Source organism: Caballeronia mineralivorans PML1(12) (genome assembly GCF_001028175.1).
Taxonomy (GTDB): domain Bacteria; phylum Pseudomonadota; class Gammaproteobacteria; order Burkholderiales; family Burkholderiaceae; genus Caballeronia; species Caballeronia mineralivorans.
In genome coordinates, this window is the sequence record NZ_AEJF01000082.1 from 1 (window position 1) to 7,744 (window position 7,744).

Below are 7,744 nucleotides of genomic sequence, written 5' to 3' on the forward strand. Positions count from 1 at the left end.
CCGGCGGTGGTCGCACTGGCCGGATCGTGGGCGCTGGGCAAGCTGGGTGTGACCGGCGCCGTTGCCGAGGGCGCGACCAAGGTTGGCGATGCGCTCGGCCTGACCATCGGGCGTGGCGATCCTCACCCGGCGTGTGTCGGCGACGACATCGCGCATTCGTCCGGCTTCATGGGGATGATGGCTGGCCTTGCGGCTGGCATCGCAATCGGCGCGATGGTCGCGGCTACCGTAGCGACTGGTGGCCTGGCTGGTGCGCTTATTGTCGGCGTGTGCATGGCCGGAGGCCTGAGCCTCGGCAGCGCACTCGCCTCCGCAAGCCAGAACATGGGGAGCAACTGCGGAAAGATCACCAGCGGATCGGGCAACGTCACCTTCGAGGGCAAGGCTGCTGCGCGGGTTACGGATGTCACGTCATGCTCGAAGCACTCGAATTCTCCTGAGCCGCTTGTCGAAGGCAGCAAGACCATCACGATCAACGGGCTTCCGCTGGTTCGCATCGGCCATTCGACCCATTGCAGCGCGAAGGTCAATTCGGGGCGTAAGAGCGTCTGGGTTGACCGGACGACGGGGCAGTATGGGCCGAAAAATCCGGAGCTGACCGCCGGCGAGGAGTTCTTCGCCGGTTTGCTCGGGGGGTTGCTGGGTGCAAAGCTCGGCGGCATGCTAGGGGACGCACTTCCGAAACGTGAACCGACAAAGTCGGCTGAGGTCTCTGGGAAAAAGGACGAAGTCTCAACCTGCAAGGAAGACCCGGTCGATGTGGCAACCGGAGAGATGGTCGACATCCGCACCGACATTTCGATTCCCGGCGTGTTGCCGTTGCAGTTGACGCGCCGTTACCGGACGCGTTCCGAAGATTCGGGGCTTCTTGGACTGAAGTGGTCGACCAACTGGTCGCAGCGTCTGTCGTTCCAGGACGGACACCTGGTGCGGTTCCACAACGCGGGCGGTCAGGCGATCACGTTCATCGCACCTGAGGCCGGCCTTGAAGGCATCAACCTGCGCGAACCACGGTATCGCCTGATCGGCAAGCGGGATGAACCGCGCATTCTCGACCATGAGACCCGGCAGGTGCTGGTGTTTGCGCCGCTCGTCGACGGCGGCACCTCGCGGCTCGAGCGCATAGAGGACCTGAGCGGCAATGCCGTCTCGTTCTCTTACGACGAAGACGATCGCCTCGCCTGCCTCGCGCACACCGACGGGTACCGGGTGGAAATCCGGTATCACGGTGCGAAGCGTGAAGTCGACCAGATCGTCCTGCACGATGCGTTGGGCAAGTCTCAAACGCTCGTGGACTACGGCTACAGCGGGACCATGCTGTCCCATGTCGCGAGCTTCCAGCATGGCCATTTTCATTACACGTACGACCAGAACGGACGGATGACTGGCTGGCGTGACACTGACCAGACCGATGTCCGCTACCTGTACGACGAAGCGGGCCGTGTGATCGAAACCGGCACGCGGCAGGGGTATCACACTGGCCGGTTCATCTATGAAGACGGTCGCACGCGCGTCATCGACGGTGACGGCGAGTGGGTCTACGAATATAACGCCGATGGACTGGTCACGGTCGAGACCAATCCACTCGGCCACACCACCCTGCGGGAATGGGGACTCGGCCGGTTGCTGTCGCAAACCGACGCGCTTGGCCGGCGCACCGAGTTCCATCACGACGAACGCGGCAATCTCATCGCTGTACTGGAACCGACTGGTAACACAACGCAGTTCGAATACGACGATAACCGGTTGCTGACTACTGTTGTGCTGCCGGGTGGAGCGCACGTCAAGTTTGAATACGACCATCTTCAGCGCCTGACCGCGCGTACTGCGCCTGACGGAACGGTAGCGCGTTACCGCTACGGCGAGCGTGGCGAACTCCTCCGTGTCATGAATGGCGGTCGCGAAACGCGGCACGACTACGATGCGCAGTTGCGGCTGATCGCCATCCGCCTGCCGACAGGCGCTCAATTCTCCACAGCGTTCGATGTGCTGGGACGCCTCGTTGAAGAAGCCGATCCGGACGGCAATGTCACCTGGTATGAATACGCAGCCGGGCCGGACAATCCGCGCGGCGCGATTTCGAAGGTCACGCAGGCGGACGGTACCGTTGCTCGTGCGCGCTACAACAGCGAAGGTCTGCTGGTTGAGCAGATTGATCCACTGGGCCGCGTTACCCGGCGCGAGTTCGGGCCGTTCGACCTCGTTACGGCGTCGATCGATGCTGCTGGCTACGCGACCCGTTTCGAGTATGACCACGCGACCCGGCTGACGAAGGTCGTCAACGCGTTGCGCGAGACGTGGGAATATCGCTATGACGGCGCGGGCCGCCTCGTCACGGAGATCGATTGGGGTGGCCGCACGACGCACTATGAGCGCGATGCAGTGGGCCGGTTGTTGGTGAAGACGTTGCCGGATGGCGGCACATGGAGCTACGGGTACGACTCGTCTGGTCGCCTCATGATGGCTGACGCCGGCGATGTGAAGCTGGCCTATGCCTACGATGAAGTGGGCCGTCTGGCCAGTGCCGAGGTAAAGGGCGAATCGCCGCATGTCACGCGCTTCGCTTACGACGACAAGGGCCGTCTGATCGGTGAGGACCAGCACGGCCACCTGCTGCAGCACGTGTATGACGCGCAGGGTCAGCGCACTGCACGGATAACGCCGCACCGGAAAACTCAGTACGAATACGACGCGCTCGGGGCACTGACCAAGATCGGCCCGATGTCGATCCTGCGCGACAGCCTCGGACGGGAAACAGGCCGTCAGGCGGGCGAGTTCGTGATGCAGCGGCAATACGATGCGTTGGGTCGCGTGCAGCGGCAGGTCGCTGGGCCGCAATCCGCATTTGACGAGATGCAGTCGGATCCGGTTCGTGCGTTGGAAAAACTCACGCGGCAACTGTATTCGTACGATGCAGCGGGACAGCTGGAGCGGGTCGAGACCGACTTCGATAGTGTGACGTACCAGCACGATGTACGGGGGCAGGTAGCGTCGGTCCATAGCCTTCGTCAGCCACCTGAGCACTACCGCTACGACGCGAACCTGAACATTGCGGCGCACGGCCAGCAAGGGCCGGTCGATGCCCGCCGGTATCTGCCGGGCGGCCTCCCGGAGCGCGTTGGTTATGCGCGCTACCGCTACGACATGCGCGGCCGAACGATCGAGAAGACCGTCGAACAGCCTGGCTTCAGGCCAAAAACGTGGCAGTTCACGTGGGATGGGTTGAACCGGCTGGTGAAGGTGCGCACACCCGAGAAGGGCGTCTGGACATATCGATACGACGCGTTCAACCGGCGGGTTGAAAAGATCAACCAAGCTACGCGGGAGGCCGTTCGGTTTCTATGGGATGGCGACGTGCTCGCGGAGCGGTGGCGAGTTCAAAAGGATGGGACTTCCATCCGTGTTACGAGTTGGCATATCGATGCCGCCACCTTTACACCATTTGCGCAGGAGACGGACGATTACTTCTACCCCGCAGTTTGCAATGCTTCCGGGTTGCCGCAAGCAATTTTTGATGATCGCGGCGATCGGGTGTGGAGTACGACGCACACGGTTTGGGGCAAAGCACGCCGGAGCGAGGTCGGGGCCGACAAGAATGGCGTTGTTGATACGGACATCCGATTTTCTGGCCAATGGGCGGACACCGAGTCAGAACTTTGCTATAACCTGAATCGATTCTACGATCCTGATTCCGGTTCATACCTAAGCGCCGACCCAATCGGTCTCACCGGGGGATTCCGGACGCAAAGTTATGTGACGAATCCTCTCAGGGAGATAGATCCACTAGGCTTGGCATCATGCAGCAGCCTGGACAACGAACCCGATAAAGGACTTAGCACTCGAGGCGTTCGACCGGGCCCCGGAGAACGTGCCCTGACGCGAGACCAGTATCGAAACCTAATATCGCGTTCCCGCGGTCAAGGACCGCAACTGCAAGCCGAACTGGATCGGACGATAGCTTCGCAAGACTACGTGTACAGAGCAACGACCCAGCGTGCCGTCGATGTTTACCGTCAGCAGGGTGGCATCAGTGGTCGAGGCGGTGCCGGCACCTACATGTCCACCGACTATGTAGGCACTGATCCGCATACATTGATGGATAAAGCACAAGTGTTCTCGCATTGGGGGGCGCCAGAGGTTTTGATCAAGATCCCGGCGTCGGAAGTGACTTCCGCGACGGTTCCGAGGCCACTCGGCGGAGCCCTGTCCGTTGGATGGGAACCAGAAACATCTTTCTATCCTGCGGCTGGTAAGGGGGGACAAAATCAGTTTATGGGCACCACAAGCACTTGGTCGGACGACTGGGTAATACCGCTAAACGGCTTGTGATTCACCCCACCGTGGATGAAGGAAATGGACAAAGATATCTTAGGGATGCTCGCGGCGTATCGTGAGGGTAGCATCGATCTGGGCAAACTTAAGACGTGGATCGCGGCCGAAAGCCCTCGAATCACGGCACAGTTGCCGCGCGGGCAATTTCTGAAACTTCGTCATGGAAACGACTACGCGCGTATGGCGGCAATTGCACGACTGCTTCCGTCTTGTGAGAAATGCGCATTGGTCGGCGCGCCGCGGCAGTTCGCGTCAAGGCAAGAATATGACGATTACTCAAAACGCAGAGATGCGTCGGTGGCCTCTGGAACATTGCGTTCGATAACGCCTCCTTTGTGGACGCGCGATGGTCCACACACGGCGGAGGCAGTCATGTATTACACATGCTCGATATGCGGGTCAATTTGGGCGTTTGGTGAACCAGAAAGGGCAGAGAACGGGTTCTGGGAGCGTTTGGCATAAAGGTGCGATTGACTGCTATGTCTCTGGTAGCGCAGGTTTGGTAGTCCATCAAACAACTGAGACCCCAACGCTTTAATGTGACAATGCCGCGATGAGCGCAAAAAATTCCGAATTGAGCGAAGGGCAGAAAGACGTTGTAAAGCGGTCCGCCGAGCGCTTTACAACGAGGGGCCAATATCCGACCGATATGGGCTTTCTGCCTTACTCAAGAAGATTCAGCGATGCGTCCATTGAGCTGAAGACTCCATGGTTGGCGGAGTATTTTCGCTATCGCAATCGGCATCCATTAGCTGGTAGTGCCGAGCTTCTCGGCGTCCTTGGCCGACTGGGCGCAGATAGCTCCGAGCTTGCAAACCGGTTTCGCGGATCGTTGTTAGGTCTGGCGATTGGTGATGCATTGGGCACCACGCTGGAGTTCGCTCCTCGCGATAGCGCGACGGTAACCGATCTCGTGGGCGGCGGCCCGTTCCGTCTGAAGGCCGGCGAGTGGACTGACGATACAAGCATGGCTTGCTGCCTTGCTTACAGTTTGATCAAAGCCGGCAAATTCGACGCAAATGACGCCATGCAGGCGTTTTCATACTGGTATCGATTCGGTGCCTATAGTCCGACAGACAAGTGCTTCGATATCGGAGTGACGACCCGGGCTGCGATTGATCGATATCTTGCGACTGGCGATGCCGTTGCAGGGTCGACAGCCCCGGACACCGCGGGCAATGGATCATTGATGAGGTTGGCCCCCGTCGTCTTGCGTTACTCGAGCAACTTCGAACAGGCCGTTTACTTTGCCGCCGAAAGCTCCCGGTTGACGCACGGCGCAACGGAAGCCGTGGACGCGTGCCGCTTTTTCTCCGCGCTGCTATGGGCGCCTTGGCTGGCGTGCCCAAGGAGACACTCTTGAGTGACAGGTACGCGCCTATTCCCTCGTATTGGGACCGCTATCCACTTGCTCCGGCAGTCGGGAGGATTGCGAGAGGATCGTATAAGAACAAGGCGCGCAGAGACATTTCATCGTCCGGTTACGTAGTCGATACACTTGAAGCTGTCTTATGGGCTTTCCACAACAACAATGGATTCGAGCCCGGCTTGCTTGCAGCAGTTAATCTTGCAGACGACGCAGATACGGTAGGGGCCGTCTTTGGTCAACTTGCCGGCGCATACCACGGGGAGACCGGGTTGCCTGTCAAATGGATCGTAAACACGCACGCCGCGCACGGGTTCTACCATTTTGCGCATGACTTGTCCGTTCTGGCGAGATCGACTGACGATACCGCCTGAAGCCGTCGCGGGTTATTCCCGCCCTGCCGGCGACAGATGCAACATGCGCGAACGACCGGCCGACAAATACGGCGCGCGCGTCGAAGGCCAGCGCCTTCAGGACGTCGCTAGCGCGGCGAATGCCACCGTCGATCATCACCGAAGGGTCCGGACAAGCCTCCACGACAGAATGCAAGACCGTGAAACGGCATCATTATGATGCAAGGCAAATGCGATTGATTTCTGAAGTCCAGACGCCCTCTTATGATCCAAGCCTCGTGGGGGATTAAATGACAAAAACCGTGCTCTTGGATGATGCTCCGCTTGGTCGGCCTTTGTATGCTCACTTGGAATCGGTAGTCGATTATCTTCTCTCCACAGGGAATCGTCTTGCGCACAACTTCAGATGGGGCAGCAACCGAGACGGATATTTTTGCCACCTGGCACTCCCGATTGACTTTGATGGACTTGAAAAAATTTCATATTCCCACCTACGATCGTTTTCGGTAAGGCAAGAAATATTATCCTTTGCGAAAAGACGGGGTGTGTCATAAGAACGCAAACGAGCTAAGATCTCTGGATGCACTCTGTCGAGATGTCAAACGCAAACATCGAGCCTAGAACGACGATAGAGCTCTCGATACAAAATTTGCATTGCGTGCTTTGCGATCCAGGCCGATTACCAATTCTAATGATTTGCGCAAATACTTTCGATTCTCAGTACTTACATCCAACTATGAGGGCCTTGCCATAAGTAGACTGGCGCCCGCAGAGCTCCGTCGACGTGGAATACGTAAGAAATTTTCAGGCGCTGCTTTGCCGTTTTGAAGATGGATGTTATGGCTGTGATTGCGAGATTTCAGCCACGAGTGGTGTTCAAGGTAAGGATGTCACCCAATTGCCCGGAACGGTGAAAATACAATGACTGCCATGAATAATGACGTCCTTGCCCGCGCTCAGGCTAACAATGAGCTAGATAAGTTTCTGACTGGCGAGAGCCCTTATTTTTTCGAGGCCAGAATCGATAACGATGAGCCGCAAAACGTGAGCGCAGCTTTCGATCTTCTGGTGTTGCCATATTGGAAGCGTACAGGCGATCTGAACTTTCCTGCCAGGTTGTTCGGGAGCCTTGCGGATTTGCTGCAATCGTATCCAGACAAGAATCGCGCCATCTACGTCGCACATGACTGGATTTGGTATTACCTTTATTGCCTGGTAGGGAAGCGGACTCAGCCAAACGGAGTGTACGGCGATATCTTCGAGGCCGACCTTAACGCGCTCGCGGCCGTCTTGAAGGCAGAACTTGAATCCAACAAACAGAGTCTGATTGGTGATACGCGTTGGGCAGGGGCAACTTGGAACAGTACGAACGGTATGTGGGGTCCACTGCTCTATGTTTCCGAAGCGGTCGTCAAGCGCGGCGGACCCAACTTTGTTCCGGATAACGCATAGATTTAAATCTCATAGCATGTATATGACGTGCAGGTTAGACGCAGTGCGCGAGTGGCACTCATAGGCTCGGTGATTGGGTTAGCGAAAGTGGGTACGAGGGAATCTTGGCACCATCGGCCCGTAACCCATCGGAGGCGAACTTGATAGCATTTGGCGGACTCTGAAATGGACGAATTGGAGAACTACTACTCCGGTGACGACGCGTGGAACAGGTTCTCGGACGTATTTGATGAGTTCAAGG

Annotated in this window: 4 protein-coding genes and 1 pseudogene; 4 read left to right on the forward strand and 1 reads right to left on the reverse strand. The window is 57.9% G+C overall.

Going from position 1 to position 7,744, the window contains the following annotated elements; translation table 11 throughout:
* From EOS_RS12345 to EOS_RS48950, 3 genes and pseudogenes are all read left to right on the forward strand, one after another.
* Window positions 1-4,329: DUF6531 domain-containing protein (locus EOS_RS12345; RefSeq protein WP_053063853.1), on the forward strand; the 4,329-nt coding region annotated here is incomplete at its 5' end.
* Window positions 4,330-4,353: 24 nt separating this feature from the next.
* Complete coding sequence (locus EOS_RS44355; RefSeq protein ID WP_075645320.1) at window positions 4,354-4,794, forward strand: hypothetical protein; 441 nt, start codon at window positions 4,354-4,356, stop codon at window positions 4,792-4,794.
* Window positions 4,795-4,981: 187 nt separating this feature from the next.
* Window positions 4,982-6,072 (forward strand): annotated as a pseudogene (locus EOS_RS48950) (ADP-ribosylglycohydrolase family protein).
* Here EOS_RS48950 and EOS_RS48750 read toward each other — a convergent pair.
* Window positions 5,978-6,247, reverse strand: a complete 270-nt coding sequence (locus EOS_RS48750) for an alpha-hydroxy-acid oxidizing protein (protein ID WP_075645321.1) — start codon at window positions 6,245-6,247, stop codon at window positions 5,978-5,980. The pseudogene EOS_RS48950 and the gene EOS_RS48750 sit on opposite strands and share 95 nt — an antisense overlap.
* 725 nt (window positions 6,248-6,972) lie before the next feature.
* On the opposite strand from EOS_RS48750, the gene EOS_RS12355 reads away from it, so the two are divergent.
* On the forward strand, window positions 6,973-7,503 hold the full coding sequence (locus tag EOS_RS12355; protein WP_087881928.1) for a hypothetical protein: 531 nt from the start codon (window positions 6,973-6,975) through the stop codon (window positions 7,501-7,503).
* Window positions 7,504-7,744 lie beyond the last annotated feature (241 nt).

Bases quoted from the DNA above. Each gene is read 5' to 3' on its own strand.
- EOS_RS44355 (WP_075645320.1), top strand. From the start codon at position 4,354: ATGGACAAAGATATCTTAGGGATGCTCGCGGCGTATCGTGAGGGTAGC.
- EOS_RS12355 (WP_087881928.1), top strand. From the start codon at position 6,973: ATGACTGCCATGAATAATGACGTCCTTGCCCGCGCTCAGGCTAACAAT.